The following is an 18606-nucleotide window of genomic DNA, read 5'->3' as shown; positions in this document are numbered from 1 at the left end:
GTCATCCGGATCCTTGCCTTGGGGCGACGCCGGACTAGCGCGTGGCCCTGCAAAATAGACCGCATTTCGACTGTATCGAAAATAGCTTGCGGCCTGCTGCGGTTTCGATGTATCTAAATATCAGACATATCGAAATAGGATCTAAACCAGATGCACAGACACTTTCACGACCGCGGCGAACGCGGATTCCATCGCAGCCGGCACGGCTGGGGCGGGCGCATGGGCCATCACGGCGAAGGCCGCGAAGGCGGCCGTGGGCGCTTCGGGCGGTTCTTCGGTCACGGCGACCTGAGGATGGTCATCCTGGCGCTGCTCGAGGAGCAGGCCCGCCACGGCTATGAGCTGATCAAGGAGCTGGAGGAACGCACCGGCGGCGCCTACCGGCCTTCGCCCGGCGTGGTCTATCCCACCCTGGCCATGCTCGAAGACGAGGGCATGATCCGCCAGGCGCAGGGCGAGGCGGGCCGCAAGCACTTCGAGATCACGCCCGACGGCAAGGCCGAGCTGGACCGTAACCGCCCCGGCGTGGACGCGGTTTTCGCCAAGATGGACGACGCCTCCAAGAGCGCCGGCCCGGGCCGTCCCCGCATCGGTCGCGCGATGATGAACCTCGGCATGGCGCTGAAGAACCGGATGGGCCGTCCGGTCAGCCCGGAGGACCTCGACCGTATCGTCGACATGATCGACGAGACCGCCGCCGCGATCGAGCGCAGCTGAGCCCTCGACAGGCCCGTCGGACCCCGCCAAACTCCATCGAAAAGGCGGGGGAGGACGCGATGCGTATCGGATTCGAGCCGCAACGGCGGGATGTGCTGGGGGGCCTGGGCGCCTTGGCCGCCGCCGGCGCGGCGCGGGCGGCGCCGGCGGGACGGCCTCCCAACATCATCGTCGTGCTGGCCGACGACCTCGGCTACGGCGACCTCGGCATCCAGGGCTCGCGCCTGATCGCCACCCCGAACCTGGACCGCCTGGCCCGCCAGGGCGTGCGGATGACCGACTTCTACGCCTCGGCCAACATCTGCACCCCCTCGCGGGCCGGCCTGCTGACCGGGCGCTATCCGATCCGCACGGGGCTGGGGCATCAGGTCATCCAGCCGCCCGACACCAACGGCCTGCCGCTCTCGGAGATCACCATCGCCGAGGCGCTCAAGCCCGACTACGCCACCGCCTTGGTCGGCAAGTGGCACCTGGGCCATGTGGCCCCGTTCTGGCCGCCGACCGTGCAGGGCTTCGATCTGTTCTTCGGCCTGCCCTACAGCCACGACATGAAGCCGCTCGGCCTCTATGCCGCCGGTCCGGGCGTGGAGCTGACGCGGGAGGACGTGGACTTCCCAAAGCTCACCGAGCGGTTCTTCGACCGCGGCCGCAGGTTCATCGAAGACAACCGGCAGAAGCCCTTCTTCCTGCTGATGGCGCTAACCGCGCCGCATCTCGCGCTATTCCCGCACCCCGACCACGCCGGCCACTCCAAGGCCGCCGCCTATGGCGACGTGGTGGAGGAGGTCGACATCCAGGTCGGACGGATGATGGAGCACCTGAAGGCGCTGTCCCTCGACCGCGACACCCTGGTCATCGTCACCTCGGACAACGGTCCCTGGTTCGAGGGATCCAGCGGACCCTTGCGCGACCGCAAGGGCGGCTCGGGCTGGGACGGCGGCTATCGCGTGCCGTTCATCGCCCGGGGCCCAGGCCTTCCGGCCGGCAAGGTGAGCCGCGAGATCGCCATGAATATCGACATCCTGCCGACCATCCTGGCCATGACCGGCAGGCCCCTGCCGCAGACCGAGATCGACGGGCGGGACCTCACGGGCGTGCTCACGCGCGGCGCCAAGAGCCCGCACGAGGAGCTGGTGCTGTTCAATAACGAGCTGGTCGCGGCCATCCGCACCGACCGCTGGAAGTACGTCGGGCGCAGCTACTACCGAGGCGCGGAGTATCCGCTGACCGCCGTGCGCGGGGCGGGCCTGTTCGACGTGCGCGCCGACCCGTCGGAGGCGTACAACCTCTCCAGCCTGCACCCGGACGTGGTCAAGGACATGGAGGCGCGGTTCGCCGCCGCGAAGACGACCTTCGAGCCCCTGGGCAGGCGCAACCGCCCCGCAGCGTGATTCCGCGGCGGTTCTCGCCTATATGCGGCGCCATGAACCGTCCGTTCCTCAAGATGAACGGGCTCGGCAACGACTTCGTCGTGGTCGAGACCCGCACCGCCCCGTTCGCGCCCACCGCCGACGAGGTGCGGGCGATCGCCGATCGGGCCACCGGCGTGGGCTGCGACCAGCTCATCGTCGTGGAGAAGGCGGATGGGGCCGACGCCAAGGTGCGGTTCTGGAACGCCGACGGCGAGGAGGTGTCGGCCTGCGGCAACGGCACGCGCTGTGTGGGCTGGCTCCTGATGCAGGCCTCCGGCAAGGACGAGGCGGTGATCGAGACCAAGGCTGGCCGGCTGGTGGCGACGCGGGCGGGCGACCGCCTGGTCAGCGTCGACATGGGCGAACCGGGCCTGGACTGGACTCAGATCCCGCTGGCCGAGGCCCGGGACACGGCGGCGCTGGACGTCGTCCTCTATCACCACGCCGACCTGATGGCGCCTCCGGGTTGCGTCTCCATGGGCAATCCGCATGTGGTGTTCTTCGTCCCCGACGTGGAGGCTGTGCCGATCGCCCGGATCGGGCCGGTGATCGAGAAACACCCGCTGTTCCCCGAGCACGTGAACGTCGGCTTCGCCCAGATCGTCGGCCGCCAACACATCCGCCTGCGGGTCTGGGAGCGGGGCGCGGGCCTGACCAAGGCCTGCGGCACCGGAGCCTGCGCCGCCCTGGTCGCGGCCGCGCGCCGTGACCTGGTCGGCCGCCACGCCACGATGGAGCTGGACGGCGGCGAGCTGCACGTCGAGTGGCGCGAGGACGGCCACGTGATCATGACCGGGCCGGCCGCGGTGGACTTCATGGGCGAGCTGCCTTGACCGAGACCTACGCCCCGCGGCCCCGCCGCTGGTGGATCGCCCTGATCCTGAACGCCCTGTTCCCGCCCGTGGGCTACGCCTACGCCGGCGCGTGGAAGATGGTGGGCATCACGGTCGTCGGCGTCATGGCCGGCGCCGTGGCGCTCAACGAATGGACCCTGGCCTCGCCGCCCGGCGTCTACGCCTACGGGTTGAACGGACTGTTGATCGGCGCCGCGGTGCTGGCCGCCGTGCTCGGCCTCCACGCCGCGTGGCTGGCGTGGCGCGCGCCGGCGCGGGGCGGCCGGCCCAGCAAGCTGGCGCTGCTCTACATCGCCCCTTGGGCGCTGCTGTTCGGGGCCAATGCGCTCTACAGCGCCTATGGCCCGCACCCGACCTACAACATCACCTCGGCCTCGATGACGCCGACGCTGCGGGCGGAGGACATCGTCATGGTCGACGGCGCTCGCGCCGACTGCGGCCATCCCGGCCTGAAGGCCGGCGATGTCGTGGTGTTCCGCAAGGCAGGCTCGGCCGCGCCCTACGTCCACCGGATCATCGCCGGGCCGGGCCAGACGGTGGCGATGAAGGAGGGGCTGCTGATCATCGACGGCCAGCCGGTCCCGCGGCGCGCCCTGGGCTCGGTCGCGCTGCCCGACGTGGCCGTCCGGGCCACCGAGGTGGAGGAAACCCTGCCGAACGGAAGGCGCTACCGCACCTACGACCTCGGGTCCGAGGGCCCCTTGGACAATGTGCCCGAGAAGACGACGCCAGCGGGTTCGTGGTATCTGATGGGCGATAACCGCGACAACGCCGCGGACTCGCGCACCTTCGGCCCCGTGCCGGGCCGCGACGTCTGCGCGGTGGCGCTGAAGATCGTCTATGCGAAGGACAGGACCCGTGTCGGCCGACAACCCTGACGTCGACATCGTCACGTTCGGCTGCCGGCTGAACGCCTACGAGAGCGAGGTCATCCGCAAGCGTGCTGCGGAGGACGGGCTCTCCGACGCCATCGTCTTCAATACCTGCGCCGTCACCAACGAGGCCGTCCGCCAGGCCCGCCAGGCGATCCGCAAGGCGCGGCGCGAGCGGCCGGGCGCCAGGCTTATCGTCACCGGCTGCGCGGCCCAGATCGACCCCGCGGCCTTCGCCGCCATGCCGGAAGTCGATCTGGTGCTGGGCAATGCGGAGAAGAGCCAGGCCGGCGCCTATGCCCAGCCTTCGGTTGAAGACGGGGCCGAGCCCATGCGGGTCCGGGTCAACGACATCATGAGCGTCCGCGAGACCGCCGGGCACCTGATCGACGGGCTGAAGGACCGGGCGCGGGCCTATGTCGAGGTCCAGAACGGCTGCGACCACCGCTGCACCTTCTGCATCATCCCTTACGGCCGCGGGAACTCGCGCTCGGCGGCGGCGGGCGAGGTGGTGGAACAGGTGCGGCGCCTGGCGGCGGAGGGCTACCGCGAGGTGGTGCTGACCGGCGTGGACGTGACCAGCTGGGGAACCGACCTGCCGGGCCAGCCGACCCTGGGCCAGCTGGTGGCGCGGATCCTGAAGCTGGTCCCCGAGCTGCCGAGGCTCCGGCTGTCGTCGATCGACGCGGCCGAGATCGATCCGGACCTGATGCGGTGCCTCGCCACCGAGCCGCGGCTGATGCCCTACCTGCACCTCTCGCTGCAGGCGGGCGACGACATGATCCTGAAGCGGATGAAGCGCCGCCACAGCCGCGCCGACGCGCTGAAGCTGGTGGCCGAAGTCCGCGCCGTGCGGCCGGACACCGCGTTCGGGGCCGACCTGATCGCCGGCTTCCCCACCGAGACCGACGAGATGTTCGAGAACTCGGTCCGCCTGGTCGAGGAGGCCGGACTGGCGTTCCTGCATGTCTTCCCGTTCAGCCCGCGTCCCGGCACCCCGGCGGCGCGGATGCCGGCAGTGAAGCGCGACGTGGTCAAGGCCCGCGCCGCGCGGTTGCGGGCGGCGGGCGAGGCGGGTCTCGCGCGTCACCTCGCGCGGCAGGCGGGCCGGACTTTGTCGGGCCTGGTCGAGCGGCCGGGCGTGGCGCGGGCCGAGGACTTCACCGAGATCGCCTTCACCGGTGAGGCGGCCGTGGGCCAAGTGGCGGCGCTGCGCGTTGTCGGCCACGATGGCCGGCGCCTGCTGGCGGAAACGATGGTGCTGGAGGCCGCGTGAGCCGATCCGGCGGATGTCAGTGCGGAGCGGTGCGCTTCTGCGTCGAGGGCGAACTGGGCCGCGCCAGCATCTGCCACTGCCGCATGTGCCAGAAGGCGTTCGGGGCGTTCTATGGTCCCTATGTCTCGATGACGGCGGAGCAGGTGACCTGGACGAGGGGTCAGCGAAAGCTGTTCGCCAGCTCCAATCTGGTGAACCGCGGCTTCTGCGCCGACTGCGGGACCCAGCTCACCTTCGAAGGCGCGGGCTTCTTCGACATCGCCATCGGGGCGTTCGACGATCCGACGGACATCCGGCCCACGGTGCAGATCGGGCTGGATTCTAAGTTGCCCTGGGTGGACGAACTGGGGTCGCTGCGGACCCAATCGCCGGAGGGCCAGGCCAAGACCGCCGCCTATCAGGCGCAGGTGGTCTCCCACCAGCATCCCGACCACGACACCTAGCCTTCTCCGCATGGCGCCGGTCGGGGGCTTGCATCCTCGCCGTGCGCGTGATTGTGTAACCCAATGGTTACGCAGCATTCCGGAGACGCCGTGTTCGGCGCCATCGCCGATCCTACGCGGCGGGCGATCCTGGACCTCCTGCGTGGGCAGGAGCTGCGGGCGGGCGAGCTGGCGGCCCACTTCCCGGTCAGCCGCCCGGCGATCGCCAAGCATGTGGGCGTGCTGAAGCGCGCCGGGCTGCTGCGTGAGCGGCGGGCCGCCCAGGCGCGGCTCTACAGCCTGGACCCGGCGGCGCTGGCGAGCGTCGACCGGTGGCTGGCGCCCTACCGCCTCTACTGGGCGGCCCGGCTTTCGGACCTGAAGCGGACGGTCGAGGAGGACCAGCGTGGCTGAGCTCAACCATACCTTCACCTGGCAGTTGAAAGCCCCGCCCGAGCGGGTGTTTGCGGCCCTGACCGAACCGGCGGAACTGAAGGCCTGGTTCGCCGATGAGGCCGAGGTCGAGCCGCGGAGCGGCGGCGCGTTCCGCTTCTGGGGCCCGCACGTGTACGGCGCGCCCCGGGCCGGGACGCAGCGCCTGACGCGCTTCGAGCCCGGCAAGGCCCTGGCCTTCACCTGGGAGATGGACGGCCAGCCCAGCGAGGTCGTGCTGGAGCTGACCTCCGGCGACGCCGAGACGAACGCCGGCGGCACGACGCTGACGGGGACCCATGCCTTCGCCCAGGCGCCCGCCATCGGCCGCGCCGCCGAGATGGTGGATGACCTGTGGCGCATCCTGAACGGCAACCTGGCGGCCCACCTGAAGGGTGGCGAGGGTCTCTGCCGGCCGGACTTCGCCAGTCCGCATCCCGAGGTGCGGGTGTCGACGGTGATCGACGCGCCGGTGGAGAAGGTCTTCGAGGCGTTCATCGACCCCGAGCTGCTGAAGCGCTGGTGCGGCGCCCCGGCGCCGGTGGTCGAGCCGCGCGTCGGCGGCGCCTATGTCTACGGCTGGAGCTACGAGGTCGATGGACGGCAGGTGGCGGGCGGGCCGACGCGGATCCTGGAGTACGAGCCGAACCGCAAGCTGGTGACCGACTGGCCGGATTGGCGGGGCGACCCGACCGTGCCAGTGCAGAGGATCACCTGGCTGTTCGAGGACCTGGGCGGCAGGACGCGGGTGACGGTGGTGCATGACGGCTTCGTGCGCGCCGTGGACATCAGCGACTACCCGTTCGGCTGGGCCGGATTCGGCGAGATGCTGCGCTCGATCTTCGCGCCGGCGGAGAACGCCTAGCGCCGCTCCGCGCGGACCGCGGCCACCACCTCGTTCACGGCGGCGATCACCGCCTCGGGCTTCTCGGTCTGGATGTTGTGTCCGGAGGCGACCATGCGGTTCTCGCCGCGGGTCGACAGGCCGGCCGCCTCGTCGTGCATGGCCTTCCAGACCTGGCCCATGGCCGCCTGCTCCTCGACCGGCGTGGGTGGCCCCTTGCCCGTACCCTCGGCCGTCAGCACGATCCACGGCAGGTCGCCGAGCGGCCGCCGGGTCCTGTCGATGTCGGCGGAGGACGAGCCGGCCATGCTGTCGACCTCGGAGGCCTGCATCCGGTAGCGCCAGCCTTCGCCCTGCCGCTGCAGCGTCACGGCGCGGACGTCCTCGGGCAGGGTGGCCGGCGGCGGCGGGAAGCAGAGAGAGAAGCCGGGTTCGCCGGGCTTCAGCGTCCCGGCGACCACCTTGTCGGCGCAGCCGCGCATCATCCCCATCATCTTGTCGTTCATCGCCGCACCCTTGGGCGCGACCTCGGCGAACCGCCGCGCCTGGTGCGGGTTGGAGGGGTCGACCAGCACGGCGCCGGCCACCTCCTTCGGATAGAGCGAGGCGTAGAGCCGGACGTGCAGGCCGGCCATAGAGTGGCCGACCAGGACGTAGGGGCCCTTCACGCGCGCGGCCTTGAGCGCGGCCCGCTCGTCGGCCACGACGGCGCGGGCGTCGCGGGGCAGGGGGCCTTCGTCGCTGAAGCCCATGCCGGGCCGGTCGAAGGCGCAGACCCTCGTGGTCTCGGCGATCGCCGGCTGCACCTTGGCCCAGGCGCTCATGCCGGAGCCCCAGCCGGCGTCGAGCACCACCGTGGGCGCGCCGGACCCGAGGCAGAACAGGTTGATCTTCCGCCCGTCCGGCAGGGCCACGAGCCGCGCGGGCTTGGCATAGGTAGACGGTGGGAGTGGTCCGGCGGCGTTCGCGGCGGTGGCGAGCAGCGTCGCGGCTGCGACCAGCATTTCCTTGAGCATTCTTCGGCGCCTCCCGGCGGCACCGTACTGCGCTCCTGCGCCCCTACAACCCCAGCCGCCGCGCACGACCCGCGACCGTCAGCGCCAGGCGTTCGGCGATAAGGCGGTCGGGGGAGCCCGCGGTCTTGCAGGCGCGGTCGGCGTTGAGGACTTCCGGCTGGATGCGGTCCAGTTCCTCGAGGGTCCAGGTGCGGGCCTGGCGCAGGAACTCACGCTCCTGTTTCCAGAACACGCCGGAGGCCTTGGCGGCCTCCTGCAGGCCGGCGCCGTTCTTGGCGAGGGTGAGGGTGCGGCGCAGCTTGCCGAGGTGCATGCCGATGGCCCGGACGGCGGCGGGGCCCGCCTCGCCCTCCTGGGCCGCGCGACGCAGGCCGGCCTGCGCCTCGCCCAGGCGGCCGCCGAAGGCGTCAGAGGCGGCGTCGAACAGCGAGGACTCCGGCTCGACGCCCAGGAACGGCTCCAGGTCGGCCGGGGTGGCGTTGGCGCCGCTGCCGGGGCCGAGGTAGAGGGCCAGCCGCTCGATCTCCTGCCGCGCCACGCCACGCTCCTTGGGCAGGCGGGCGACGAGCAGCTGCAGGGCGTCGGCGTTCAGCGACACACCGTCCTTGGCCAGCAGCTCGCGGATCAGGCGGGCGACATCGCCGGGCTCGTCCTCGTAGCAGGGGATGGCGGCGGCGGCGTTCGCCTTCTCGCAGGCCTTGCGCAGGGCGGAATCGCGTCCGAGGTTCCCCGCCTCGATCAGGAAGAAGGCGTCGGGATTGAGCTCGCCCTTGGCGTGGCGCTCCAGGGCCTCGGCGGCCAGCTTGTCGACCGCCGGCTTCTCGCTGCTGAGCCGCAACCGCACGAGACGGCGCCCCCCCATCAGCGACTGGGCCGCCAGCTCGCCCTCCAGCCGACCGCCGTCGTCGGAAAGGTCCTGCTCGGTCAGCAGCGAGACGTCGAAAGGGTCGTCGGGATTGGGGACCAGCCTGGCCGCCAGCTGGTGGCCGCGGTCGCGCACCACCCCGATGTCGCGGCCGTAGATCAGGGCCGCGCGGATGGCCGGATCGGGCTTGCCGAGGAAGCGCTCGATATCCGGACGCTTGCCGAGGATCACTTGGCCGCGGCCACCTTCGCGCCGGTGGCGAGCCAGACCGCCAGTTCCAGCTCGATGCGGCGCGCCGCCTCGTCCGCGGCGCGGTCCTGGGCGTCCTGCTGGGCTGAGATCGAGGCGTAGGGCTGGTCGGCGCTGTCGTAGGTGAGCTCGACGCGCACCTGGCCCTGCTTGGCCAGGGCGTGCGACTTCACATCGCGCAGGGCGTAGCTGGCCGTCAGGACGTATTCGTAGCGGGTGGCCACGTTGTCGATCCGCACGCCGCGGGGATAGCGCGCCTCGCCCAGGCTGAGGTCCATCGTGTAGGTCGGCGCCACGGAGTGGTCCTTGGCGAAGGCGTCGTCCAGGTGCTGGCGGATCAGGTAGCCGGTGCGGCCGGACGGGGCGGTCACCTGGATGGCGGCCAGGTTCCGCACGACTTCGGGCTGGGCGTACAGCGGCTGGAAGCCCGCGCAGCCGCCAAGGGCGACGGTCGAGGCCAGGGCGAGGGCGAGGAACCTGCTCATGCGGCCACGATATTCACGATCCGGTCCTTGACCACAATGATCTTGCGGATCGTCAGGCCCTCCAGGCGCTGGGCGATGTCGGGGTCGGCCCGCAGGATCGCCTCGACCTCGGCCTGCTCCGCCCCGGCCGGCGCGGAGATCTCGCCGCGGCGCTTGCCGTTCACCTGCACGGGCAGGACTTTGACCGCGTCCTCGGTGAGCGCGGGATCGAAGGTGGGCCATTCGGCTTCCACGACCATGCCGGTCCCGCCGATGCGGGCCCAGCATTCCTCGGCCAGGTGGGGGGTGAAGGGAGCGATCAGGCGGGCGAAGGCCGAGAGCGCCTCCTGACGCGCCGCCAGCACCGCGGGCGTCGCGCCCGCGACCGGGTTGGCCTTCAGCAGGTTCAGGAACTCGTACAGGCGCGCGATGCCGGCGTTGAAGCGGAAGGTGTCGATCGCCTCGGTGACCTGCTTCACCAGCTTGTGGGTGGCGCGGCGCAGGTCGGCGTCCGGTTCTCCGGCCGTCGCCTCCGCCGGCTGGCTGTCGAACTCGTCCCAGACCCGGTTCACGAAGCGCCAGGAGCCCTGGACCCCGCCGGAGGTCCACTGCACGTCGCGCTCGGCCGGGCTGTCGCTCAGCACGAACAGGCGCGCGGCGTCGACGCCGTAGACGTCGAATATCTCCTCGGGCGCCACGGTGTTCTTCTTGGACTTCGACATCTTCTCGATGTCGCCGATCGCCAGCGGTTCGCCGGTCTCGATCAGCTTGGCGCGACGCGTGGCGCCCTCCGCGACCACTTCGACCTGGCCGGGCTCGACCCAGTCGCCGTTCTGGCGGCGGTAGGTCTCGTGGGTGACCATGCCCTGGGTGAACAGGCCGGCGAACGGCTCGCGTACGGAAAGCTGGCCGTCGTCGGCCAGGGCCTTGGTGACGAAGCGGGCGTAGAGCAGGTGCAGCACCGCATGCTCGATGCCGCCGATATACTGGTCGACCGGCAGCCAGTAGTCGGCGGCCGCCTTGTCGATCGGTTCGTCCGCGTCCGGGTTGGCGAAGCGGGCGAAGTACCAGGAGCTGTCCACGAAGGTGTCCAGCGTGTCCGTCTCCCGCGTCGCCGGGCCGCCGCACTGCGGACAGGTCGTATGTTTCCAGGTCGGATGCCGCTCCAGCGCGTTGCCCGACTTGCCGAATTCGATGTCGGCCGGGTGCGCGACCGGCAGGGCGGACTTCGGCAGCGGCACGACGCCGTGGGTGGGGCAGTGGACCACCGGGATCGGGCAGCCCCAGGCGCGCTGGCGCGAAACGCCCCAGTCGCGCAGGCGGAACACGGTGGCGCCCTCGCCGTCGCCGGCCGCCTCGATGCGGTCGATGGCGGCGGCCTTGGCGGCCTCGATGTCCAGGCCGTCCAGGAAGCCCGAATTGTAAATCGTCCCAGGGCCAACATAGGCCTCGGTCCCGATGGCGAAGGTCGCGGGATTCTCGCCGGGCGGCAGGACCACCGGCGTCACGGGCTGGCCGTACTTGCGGGCGAAGTCCAGGTCGCGCTGGTCATGGGCCGGGCAGGCGAAGATCGCGCCCGTGCCGTAGTCCATCAGGATGAAGTTCGCGATCCAGACCGGCAGCTCCCAGTTCGGATCGAACGGGTGCTTCACGCGCAGGCCGGTGTCGTAGCCGGTCTTCTCGGCGGTATCGATCTCGGCCTGGGTGGCCGCGCCCTTACGGCATTCCTCGATATAGGCGGCCGCCTTGGGGTCGCGCGCCGCGACCTCCGCCGCCAGCGGATGGTCGGCGGCGATGCCGACAAAGCTGGCGCCGAACAGAGTGTCCGGGCGGGTGGTGTAGACTTCCAGACCCTCGGGACGGTCTTCGCCGGTGAAGTGGAACCTGAACTTCAGGCCCTTGGAGCGGCCGATCCAGTTCTCCTGCATGACCCGGACCTTCTCGGGCCAGCGGTCCAGGGTCTCCAGGTCGTCGGTCAGCTGATTGGCGTAGTCGGTGATCCGCATGGACCACTGGTTCAGCTTGCGCTTTTCCACCACGGCGCCCGAGCGCCAGCCGCGGCCGTCGACCACCTGCTCGTTGGCCAGCACGGTCTGGTCCACGGGATCCCAGTTGACGACGCTTTCCTTGCGATAGACCAGGCCGCGGGCGAACAGATCCAGAAACCAGGCCTGCTGCTTGCCGTAGTATTCCACGTCGCAGGTGGCGAATTCGCGGGACCAGTCGATGGACAGGCCCAGCTCCTTCAGCTCCGCTCGCATCCGGGCGATGTTCTCGTAGGTCCAGGCCTTGGGATCGACGCCGCGCTCCATGGCGGCGTTCTCGGCCGGCAGGCCGAAGGCGTCCCAGCCCATGGGATGCAGCACCGAGAAGCCCCGGGCCCGCTTGAACCGGGCGATGACGTCGCCCATCGCATAGTTGCGGACGTGGCCCATGTGCAGGCGTCCCGACGGGTACGGGAACATCTCCAGCACGTAGTACTTGGGCTTCGACGGATCTGCGACCGCGCGGAAGGCGTCGGCGTCGGTCCACGCCTGGCGCCACTTGGGCTCGGTTTCCTTGGGATTGTAGCGTGCCATGACGGCGCCTTTGGACTGGAGTGAGACTTCCGGTCAACGGCCCCGAGAGTTTCCCGGCCCCCCAAGGCCGAGAAACTCTCAGCCTTCTGGAGGATTCTGAGCATCGCGTTGCGATGCTCAGGGCAGGCGCGTCGACAATCGAACGGGGCTGGATCAGCCCTTGATGTTCGAAAGTCGAAGCTGGCGCGCCCGGGTCAGGATCGAGTTCTCGATGTCCGTCTCGGTCTGCCCGGCCGTCGGCGCGTCCACCCAATTGCCCGTGCCGTCGCGGTTCTGCTTGAAGACCGCCACGTTCAGGCCGTCCGCGCGCAGGCGCGAATCCAGGATGTAGACGGTGCACTTGAAGCGCTCGTCCGGCTTTTCCGGATTGGTGTACCAGTCGGTGACGATCACGCCGCCGTACGGGTCGGCGGACTGCAGCGGCATGAAGGACAGGGTGTCCAGCGTCGCGCGCCACAGGTAGCCGTTCACGCCGATCGCCGCGGCGTTGTCGCCCGAGGAACGGACCTTGGAGGATTTTCCGCCGCCCAGCGGGTTGGGGATGCTCCCGCAGGCTCCCACGGCGACGACGCTGAGCGCCACAGCCGCGATCATCACGCCACGCATCCGATTACCGCGCACAAACGGCATATGTATCCGTCTCCATAGTTTTCCGCAGCGCAAGCGCTACGGCGCCGCCCCGCGCCGGCTGCCTCTATAACAATGCCGTGCAGGTCGCCAAACAGGAATCGCGTGGCCATACCGCCACACAATCGAAGCATCTTATGCTTAAGAGAGCACGCGAAGGGCGAGTCCCGTTGACCCGGAAACTTCGCGCGCCTTAATGCGATGGCAATCGCGAAGCTGTGCTCTAGGGCCAAGTCGCAATTGCCGACCGTTGGGGCCATATAGGTTGTCATGTCCAAGCGCCGCTTGAGCGTCGTGATTGTTGCAGCCGCGCTGATCAGCGCGGCGGGCGGCGTCGCGTCTGCGGCCGACAAGGCGCCGGCCAAGCCCATGGACTTCACCGTGAAGTCCGAGCCGATGACCGCGGCCCCCAATCCGGGCCGCAACATGAAGTGGGACGCCTCCAAGGGCCGTTTCGGCTTCACCCTCGACATCCAGCAGCCCGATGGCCGCCCGGCTGTGCCGAATGACGTCTCGGCCGGGGCCTACTTCCGGATCACGCCGTCGGTGCGGGTCGGTGGTTCGGTGGCGCTGGGCGAACAGGACCTCACCCCGCGGCGCAACGCCTCGCGCCCGGCCGACCAGCCCAAGGTGCGGCTGGAGTCCACCTTCAAGTTCTAAGGCCGTCCACGGCCGCCAGTCCGACCAGGCCCGCGTCCTTGAGGCGGCGGGCCGTTTTTTCGTTCACACCCCCCAGCGCATAGGCCGGCCGTCCCGCGGCGCGGACCAGGGCCGCCAGGCGGACGGCCCCCAGCGCCGGGCCCGCGGACCCGCTCTTCGACGGGAACGCGACAGAGATCACCACCGCGTCGGCCCCGCTGGCCCGCGCGCCGGCGAGGGAATGGGCGGCCGAGGTGACGATCCAGCCGGGATGGGCGCGTTTCAGGCCCACGGCGTGGTGGGCAAGGCGCTCGGGCAGGTGGACGCCGTCCGCGCCGACCCGGCGGGCCAGGGCGACGTCCTGGCCGATCAGCAGCTTCAGGCCCCGGGCGCGGGCTATGGCCCTGAGCCGGAGGGCGCGGGCCTCGGCGTCAGCCGCGCCGAAGTGGCGGTAGACGATGGCGTTTCCCATCGCCAGACGGGCCGCAACCGCCTCGGCGTCCGGCGTCCGTCGGGGATCGGTGAAGAACAGCAGCGCCGGCAGGGCCTTCCGCATGGACCGGCGCCTCGGTAGAAGCCGAGCCGTCCGTTGAAGGGTCCAGAAGTCCGAAATGAGCGCCGCTCCAGAAGCCTATGCCGATGTCGTGGCCCGGATCGCCCGCGCCGCGCAAGCCGCCGGGCGCGATCCCGCGGACGTGACCCTGGTCGCGGTCTCGAAGATGCAGCCCTGGGAGGCCATCCAGCCGGTGCTCGAGGCCGGGCAGCGGGTGTTCGGCGAGAACCGGGTCCAGGAGGCGATGGCCCGCTGGGAGAACCGGGCGGATGGCCTGACCCTGCACCTGATCGGCCCCCTGCAGACCAACAAGGCCAGGGAGGCGGTGGCCTTCTTCGACGTCATCGAGAGCGTCGATCGCGAGAAGCTGGCCCGGGTGCTGGCCGAGGAGGTCCAGAAGCAGGGCCGTTCGCCCCGGTTCTACGTCCAGGTGAACACCGGCGAGGAGGAGCAGAAGGCGGGCGTGCTCCCCGCCGACGCCGACGCCTTCATCACCACCTGCCGCGGGACCTACGGCCTGCAGCCGGAAGGCCTGATGTGCATTCCCCCGGCCGATGAACCCGCCGGCCCGCATTTCGCGCTGCTGCGGAAGATCGCCGCTCGAAACGGTCTCGCGAAGCTCTCCATGGGCATGAGCGGCGACTTCGAGACGGCGATCCGCTTCGGCGCCACCAGCGTGCGCGTGGGCTCGGCGGTGTTCGGCGTCAGGTCTTAGGCCTGGGCCAGAGCTGGTCGGCGGGGAGGCCCAGCACCGCCGCGGCCGAGGCGTGCAGGCTGGCCGGCGCCAGTTTCCCCGACTTCACCGCCAGGGCCATCCAGGTCTCGATGTTCCCGCCGGTGCGGTCGTAGCCCTCGGCCTTCAGCATGCCATAGAGGCCGGCGGCCAGGACGTGCATGCCGTCGTCCGCCTCGGCCCAGCGCTTCGCGGGCGGGCGCGAGACCCCCAGGCGCTCCGCGATGAGCTGGTCCAAGGCCTCCACGGTGTCCTCGTTGAGGATGCCTTCCATGGTGTTGTAGCCGAACGCCGGGTCATGCTCCTTCAGGATGCGGACCATTAGCGGGTCGCGTTCCAGCAGGGCGATGGCGGCCTTGGCGGCGGGGCCGTCCATCGGGAACGGCGGATGCAGGATCTCGTGGCCGGCGATGCGGATGGTCAGTTCGTCGGGGTAATCGACGTGGCTGAGGAACCGCTGGCCCTGGATGCGGGTCCCGTGCGGCTTGGAGAACCACAGCAGGACGATCTCGATGCCGGGGTCCAGCTTGCGGCCGATCAGGCGCTCCTGCTCGGCGATGACGTCCATGGAGGCGAGGCGCGTGGACAGGGCCGGGATCCTCGCCTCCAGCCGCGCGGCCACGAAGCGCCGGCGGAAGTCCGGAAAGCCGGCGTCGCGCAGGCCCTCCAGCGCCGCCAGCAGGTCGGCGCGGCCGGCGAGCAGCAGGTCCCAGTTCTCCTGGTCCCAATATTCGCTGGCCCTGTAGGTCGGCAGCACTCGGGTCTCGGCCTCGCGAACCGAGAGGAGAATGTCGTCCAGGGTCGCGTCCGGCGCGGCGGACAGCAGGGTGCAAAGGCCGGGGGCGAGCAGCCAGCCCTTGGCGTCGGCCAGCTTCTGAAGCCGGTCCAGGGCGGCCTGGGCGGCGAACTTCGGCCGGAGCTCGGCCAGTTCGGCTTCGTAGTAGCGCGTGTAGAGCGGCTTGCCCGAGAGCGGGCCCAGGAAGCAAAGGGCGTCGAAGCCCTCCGACCCTCTGACCTTCCATTGAGTGCGGATGGCGGCGAGGGCGGGAAGCGGCAGGGCCGCGGCCGTGGCGGCGGCAAGGAGCTGGCGGCGGTTCATGCCCGACAGATGGCGGGAGATCAGGCGGGGGTCTTGAACGGGCTTGATACGCGCCAGGCGCCGGGGGTGCGGCCGGTCACGGCGGCCACCGCGCGCGTCATGTGCGCCTGGTCGGCGAAGCCCCGATCGAAGGCGATGCTGGCCAGTGACGCTTTCGAGCTCGCCGCATCGGCGGCGGCGGCGCGGGCCCGCGCTTCCAGGCCGAAACGCTGGGGCGCCACTCCGAAGACCTTTCGGAACCCGCGCGACAGGTGCTCGGCCGAGAGACCACGCGCCTCGGCCCAGGCCTGGAGGTTGGCGGGTTCGGCGGCGAGCAGCCGCGCCAGGTCGTCGGGCCAGTCGGAGCCGTGCGACGGCGCGGGCGTGAAGGCGGCCTCCAGCGCGTGGAACGCCGCCATGGGGTCGCGCTCGGCGGCCCGGGCGACCTCGTCGGGATCGGCGACCCGGCCGAAACCGGCCGGCAGCCAAGCCAGCAGGGGCAGGTTCAGCACCACCGCACCGCGGGACCGCACGCGGTTCAGATGCGCCTCGAAGGGGTGGTGGACGATCACGTCGCCGGGCGCCACCTGGCGCCGGCCGCCCTCGCCCGCCTCTTCGTAGCCGCCGCTCAGCACCACGGCCAGATAGCCCTCCGCGTGGCGGTGGCGGGCCAGGTCACCGCCCGCGAGGCCCTGGCGAAGGGGCGGATGGGCCATGCTAGCTACGGATCTCGACGGCGTCGCCGGGCCGGGCCACGGCCAACAGCGCCTCCAGGTCGGCGCGGGTCACCGCCACGCAGCCTTCGGTAGGCGGATAGCCCGGCCGGCAGATGTGCAGGAAGATCGCAGAGCCCATGCCCGCGACGGGCGGGTCGTCGTTGTAGCCCAGGGTCACGACGATGTCGTAGACGCCGTCTTCCCGCCAGAGCCGCTCGGCGCCGGCGGGATAGGGCAGCTTCACCGGGCGGTTGTACTCGGGGTCCGCCGGGTCGTCGCACCAGCCATCGTCCTCGGCCATGCAGCGCACGCGGATGGCGCTGGCCGGCGGCGGGCCGCGGTCGGGGCGGTAGAGAATCTCGCGGATCGGCCAGACGCCGGCCGGCGACGCGCCATCGCCCTCGCGTTTGGCGGCCGCGGGGATCACGCCGGCGGGGCCCAGGGCGCACCGCACCTTGCGCTCGCCGAGGTCGAGCCAGCCGTCGGATGTCGCCACGAAGATCAATGGAACCTCGAAACCCTTTGCCGCGAACCCAACACATGGTGTTTGTTGCCGCTCATGGCTCAACGCAAGACCCTCCTCATCGTCGACGACGACCAGGACCTTCGCGGGGCGATCGCCGAACAACTGCAGGCCGAAGCCTTCGACACCGTCGAGGCCGAAACCGCAGGCGACGGCATTCGCCAGGCGCGGGACGCCAAGCCGGATCTGATCCTGCTCGACGTCGACCTGCCGGACATGGACGGCCGTGAGGCCTGCAAGCGCATGCGCGAGGATGGGGTGACCACGCCCGTCATCATGCTCACCGCCGCCTCGACCGACGACGATACGGTCATGGGGCTGGAGAGCGGCGCCAACGACTACGTCACCAAGCCCTACAAGTTCGCGGTGCTGCTGGCCCGCATCCGCGCCCAGCTCCGCGACTATGAGCACTCTGAGGGCGCGATCTTCCGGCTGGGCGTTTACGAGTTCCGGCCCGCCGCCAAGCTGCTGGTGGACGAGAAGGGCAAGAAGATCCGTCTCACCGAGAAAGAGACGAACATCCTGAAGTACCTCTACCGCGCGGGCGAGAAGGCCGTGTCGCGCGAGGAGCTGCTGGCCGAGGTGTGGGGCTACAACGCCGGGGTGACCACCCACACCCTGGAGACCCACGTCTACCGCCTGCGCCAGAAGATCGAGTCCGACCCGGCCAACGCCCGCCTGCTGCTGACCGAGCAGGGCGGCTACAAACTGGCGCCTTAGCTTACAGCACCAAATCCGCGCTGACGGGCGCGTGGTCGCTCGGTCGCTCCCATGCCCGCACATCGTCGTGGATGCGGGTGGCGGGCGCGCCCAGACGGAAGGCGGCGTCGCGCAGGCCGGGGGTCACCAGGATGTGGTCCAGGCGCAGGCCGCGGTTGGACTGGCGGAAGTCGGCGGCGCGGTAGCTCCACCAGGACGCCAGCTTGGTCGGCTCCGGCGTCGCCTCGCGCATCAGGTCGATGAAACCCAGCGAGGCTTCCAGCTTGCGGAACGCCTCGATCTCCACCGGGGTGTGGCTGACGATCTTGGACATGTACTTGTGGTTCCAGACGTCGAACTCGCCGGGGGCCACGTTCAGGTCGCCGACGATGGCCAGCGGCGCCGCGGGATCCCGCGTGCCGAGCTCGGCGGTCAGCTTCTCGTAGAAGTCGAGCTTGTGGTCGAACTTCGGGTTCTCGACGCGGTCGGGCGTGTCCCCGCCGGCGGGGATGTAGAAGTTGTGCACCTCGACGCCGGCGATGACGCCGCCGACGCAGCGGGCGTGCTTCTCGCGGCAGACGTCCAGCGGCGGGGCGTCTTCGATCGGCAGGCGTGAGGCGATGGCCACGCCGTGCCAGCCCTTCTGGCCGGCGATCTTCAGGTAGGGCAGGCCCATGTCCTTGAAGGCGTTCACCGGAAACTCGCCCTCGCGGCACTTGATCTCCTGCATGCACAGGATGTCCGGCGCCTGTTCCTGGACGAAGCGGGCCGCCTGCTCCGCGCGCAGTCGGACAGAGTTCACGTTCCAGGTGCAGATTCGAAGTCGCATCAGGGTTCTTTAGACCAAAAGAAAGCCCGGGCGCATGGCGTGCGCCCGGGCCGTAAGAGTTGTCTCTCATGCCGCCGCCGGGAGGGGATAGGTTCCGGCACGGACTTCGTCGACACGACCGGCGCGCCGACGACGTAGTGATAATATCGCCACACTATGACAGAATGTCAAAGGTCTTTCGTGGTAACGCTTGCGTGTGTCGATGAG

At 70.2% G+C, this 18606-nt stretch carries 21 protein-coding genes; 11 read left to right on the top strand and 10 right to left on the bottom strand.

Translation table 11 applies throughout. The features are described from left to right. Positions 1 to 150 precede the first annotated feature (150 nt). From EPO51_RS13390 to EPO51_RS13355, 8 genes are all read left to right on the top strand, one after another. Positions 151 to 717 carry a PadR family transcriptional regulator gene (locus tag EPO51_RS13390; RefSeq protein WP_293351268.1) on the top strand — a complete coding sequence of 189 codons (567 nt, stop codon included), beginning with the start codon at positions 151 to 153 and terminating at the stop codon, positions 715 to 717. Positions 718 to 776: 59 nt separating this feature from the next. Next, positions 777 to 2108: a sulfatase family protein gene (locus EPO51_RS13385; RefSeq protein WP_293351266.1), complete on the top strand. Its 1332-nt coding sequence runs from the start codon at positions 777 to 779 to the stop codon at positions 2106 to 2108. Between the two features lie 32 nt (positions 2109 to 2140). Continuing rightward, positions 2141 to 2962 (top strand): diaminopimelate epimerase, encoded by an 822-nt coding sequence (dapF, locus tag EPO51_RS13380; protein ID WP_293351264.1) that lies wholly within the window; start codon positions 2141 to 2143, stop codon positions 2960 to 2962. Continuing rightward, positions 2959 to 3861, top strand: coding sequence for a signal peptidase I (lepB, locus tag EPO51_RS13375; protein WP_363200659.1), 903 nt, complete (start codon positions 2959 to 2961; stop codon positions 3859 to 3861). Before dapF ends, lepB begins: the two co-directional genes overlap by 4 nt. Beyond that, positions 3842 to 5131, top strand: coding sequence for a tRNA (N(6)-L-threonylcarbamoyladenosine(37)-C(2))-methylthiotransferase MtaB (gene mtaB, locus EPO51_RS13370; protein WP_363200657.1), 1290 nt, complete (start codon positions 3842 to 3844; stop codon positions 5129 to 5131). Before lepB ends, mtaB begins: the two co-directional genes overlap by 20 nt. After that, positions 5128 to 5574, top strand: coding sequence for a GFA family protein (locus EPO51_RS13365; protein ID WP_293351262.1), 447 nt, complete (start codon positions 5128 to 5130; stop codon positions 5572 to 5574). Before mtaB ends, EPO51_RS13365 begins: the two co-directional genes overlap by 4 nt. 90 nt (positions 5575 to 5664) lie before the next feature. Continuing rightward, positions 5665 to 5967 carry a metalloregulator ArsR/SmtB family transcription factor gene (locus EPO51_RS13360; RefSeq protein WP_293351260.1) on the top strand — a complete coding sequence of 101 codons (303 nt, stop codon included), beginning with the start codon at positions 5665 to 5667 and terminating at the stop codon, positions 5965 to 5967. Further along, positions 5960 to 6850: an SRPBCC family protein gene (locus tag EPO51_RS13355; protein WP_293351258.1), complete on the top strand. Its 891-nt coding sequence runs from the start codon at positions 5960 to 5962 to the stop codon at positions 6848 to 6850. The genes EPO51_RS13360 and EPO51_RS13355 overlap by 8 nt, the downstream gene beginning before the upstream one ends. Here the strand turns inward: EPO51_RS13355 and EPO51_RS13350 are convergent. From EPO51_RS13350 to EPO51_RS13330, 5 genes are all read right to left on the bottom strand, one after another. Beyond that, on the bottom strand, positions 6847 to 7845 hold the full coding sequence (locus EPO51_RS13350) for an alpha/beta fold hydrolase (protein ID WP_293351256.1): 999 nt from the start codon (positions 7843 to 7845) through the stop codon (positions 6847 to 6849). The genes EPO51_RS13355 and EPO51_RS13350 overlap by 4 nt on opposite strands. 43 nt (positions 7846 to 7888) lie before the next feature. Next, positions 7889 to 8941, bottom strand: coding sequence for a DNA polymerase III subunit delta (gene holA / locus EPO51_RS13345; protein WP_293351254.1), 1053 nt, complete (start codon positions 8939 to 8941; stop codon positions 7889 to 7891). Continuing rightward, positions 8938 to 9444, bottom strand: a complete 507-nt coding sequence (gene lptE / locus EPO51_RS13340) for an LPS assembly lipoprotein LptE (RefSeq protein WP_293351252.1) — start codon at positions 9442 to 9444, stop codon at positions 8938 to 8940. The genes holA and lptE overlap by 4 nt, the downstream gene beginning before the upstream one ends. Continuing rightward, positions 9441 to 12002: a leucine--tRNA ligase gene (leuS, locus tag EPO51_RS13335; protein WP_293351250.1), complete on the bottom strand. Its 2562-nt coding sequence runs from the start codon at positions 12000 to 12002 to the stop codon at positions 9441 to 9443. Before leuS ends, lptE begins: the two co-directional genes overlap by 4 nt. Positions 12003 to 12155: 153 nt before the next feature. Further along, on the bottom strand, positions 12156 to 12632 hold the full coding sequence (locus EPO51_RS13330) for a DUF3576 domain-containing protein (protein WP_293351248.1): 477 nt from the start codon (positions 12630 to 12632) through the stop codon (positions 12156 to 12158). A gap of 267 nt (positions 12633 to 12899) precedes the next feature. Between EPO51_RS13330 and EPO51_RS13325 the strand changes: the two genes are divergently transcribed. After that, a complete protein-coding gene (locus EPO51_RS13325; protein WP_293351246.1) occupies positions 12900 to 13289 on the top strand; it encodes an NtrZ family periplasmic regulatory protein in 390 nt (129 codons plus the stop codon). On the opposite strand, the gene EPO51_RS13320 is transcribed toward EPO51_RS13325, so the two are convergent. Next, positions 13279 to 13824 carry a thiamine phosphate synthase gene (locus EPO51_RS13320; protein ID WP_293351244.1) on the bottom strand — a complete coding sequence of 182 codons (546 nt, stop codon included), beginning with the start codon at positions 13822 to 13824 and terminating at the stop codon, positions 13279 to 13281. The two genes, EPO51_RS13325 and EPO51_RS13320, sit on opposite strands and share 11 nt — an antisense overlap. Before the next feature lie 55 nt (positions 13825 to 13879). On the opposite strand from EPO51_RS13320, the gene EPO51_RS13315 reads away from it, so the two are divergent. Continuing rightward, entirely contained in the window at positions 13880 to 14536 is a 657-nt protein-coding gene (locus EPO51_RS13315) for a YggS family pyridoxal phosphate-dependent enzyme (protein ID WP_293351242.1), read from the top strand. On the opposite strand, the gene EPO51_RS13310 is transcribed toward EPO51_RS13315, so the two are convergent. Genes EPO51_RS13310 through EPO51_RS13300 form a run of 3 tightly spaced genes read right to left on the bottom strand, consistent with a single transcriptional unit; the run spans position 14526 to position 16853 of the window. Beyond that, complete coding sequence (locus tag EPO51_RS13310) at positions 14526 to 15653, bottom strand: hypothetical protein (protein ID WP_293351240.1); 1128 nt, start codon at positions 15651 to 15653, stop codon at positions 14526 to 14528. The genes EPO51_RS13315 and EPO51_RS13310 overlap by 11 nt on opposite strands. Positions 15654 to 15673: 20 nt before the next feature. After that, positions 15674 to 16348, bottom strand: a complete 675-nt coding sequence (locus EPO51_RS13305; RefSeq protein ID WP_293351238.1) for a helix-turn-helix domain-containing protein — start codon at positions 16346 to 16348, stop codon at positions 15674 to 15676. Position 16349: 1 nt separating this feature from the next. After that, the gene (locus EPO51_RS13300; protein WP_293351236.1) at positions 16350 to 16853 is read right to left on the bottom strand and encodes a L,D-transpeptidase family protein; all 504 of its coding nucleotides are present in this window, start codon (positions 16851 to 16853) and stop codon (positions 16350 to 16352) included. 54 nt (positions 16854 to 16907) lie between these two features. Between EPO51_RS13300 and EPO51_RS13295 the strand changes: the two genes are divergently transcribed. Beyond that, the gene (locus tag EPO51_RS13295; RefSeq protein ID WP_293351234.1) at positions 16908 to 17591 is read left to right on the top strand and encodes a response regulator transcription factor; all 684 of its coding nucleotides are present in this window, start codon (positions 16908 to 16910) and stop codon (positions 17589 to 17591) included. Between the two features lies 1 nt (position 17592). On the opposite strand, the gene EPO51_RS13290 is transcribed toward EPO51_RS13295, so the two are convergent. After that, complete coding sequence (locus tag EPO51_RS13290) at positions 17593 to 18399, bottom strand: exodeoxyribonuclease III (RefSeq protein WP_293351233.1); 807 nt, start codon at positions 18397 to 18399, stop codon at positions 17593 to 17595. Positions 18400 to 18606: the final 207 nt, after the last annotated feature.

It is taken from the genome of Phenylobacterium sp. (genome assembly GCF_004297125.1).
In the GTDB taxonomy this organism is placed as follows: domain Bacteria; phylum Pseudomonadota; class Alphaproteobacteria; order Caulobacterales; family Caulobacteraceae; genus Phenylobacterium.
Note: the sequence above shows the minus strand (reverse complement) of the source record. Positions and strands in the feature narration are given on the sequence as shown.